Here is a 521-nt window from a genome sequence, read left to right as displayed (position 1 = left end):
CATCGCCATTGCCGCCACCGCATAGATCGTGCCGGCGGGCACCCACATGATCATGCCCGCCAATTGCTGGTCCTCCAGAGGCGTCAGCCCCCAGGCCATGGCGGTGCGGGTCTGCGCGATGTAGAGCACGCGTGGAGCGAGAGCGATCAAGGCACCCAGAATACTCGTGTGAACCATGGTCGCGAACAGATGCCAGGCCGAGGCGCCGTAATCACTCCGCCAGATCATCGCCCACCAGAACAATATCGCTGTCACAAAGAAGCAAAGATGCTGGACGCGATGCAGGGCAGTGTTGGTGACGGCCGCGTCGAACAATACCGGCAGGTGCCAGGCCCAGATCGCGAAGCCATGAACGATGGTCGCATTCAAGGTGCCCGTACACCAGTCCCACGGACCGCGAACCAGGGGCGAACACATCCCTGATGCACCCACGCGACGCGCTCGTCCTGGCAGCCCCCACATCAGGATGCCAACCGGGCGCGCAAGCACGATCAAAGGTGCCGAGACGGCCATGACCATCT

General features: G+C 62.8%; 1 protein-coding gene. It reads right to left on the bottom strand.

Features of this window, described 5'->3' with window-relative positions; genetic code table 11:
• A partial coding sequence (locus EN862_RS34805) for a cytochrome c oxidase assembly protein (RefSeq protein WP_348632105.1) occupies nucleotides 1-513 on the bottom strand: 513 nt, incomplete at its 3' end.
• Between the last annotated feature and the right edge of the window lie 8 nt (nucleotides 514-521).

This window comes from Mesorhizobium sp. M2E.F.Ca.ET.219.01.1.1 (assembly GCF_004016445.2).
Taxonomy (GTDB): Bacteria; Pseudomonadota; Alphaproteobacteria; order Rhizobiales; family Rhizobiaceae; genus Mesorhizobium.
This window is presented reverse-complemented; position numbering and strand designations above follow the sequence as displayed.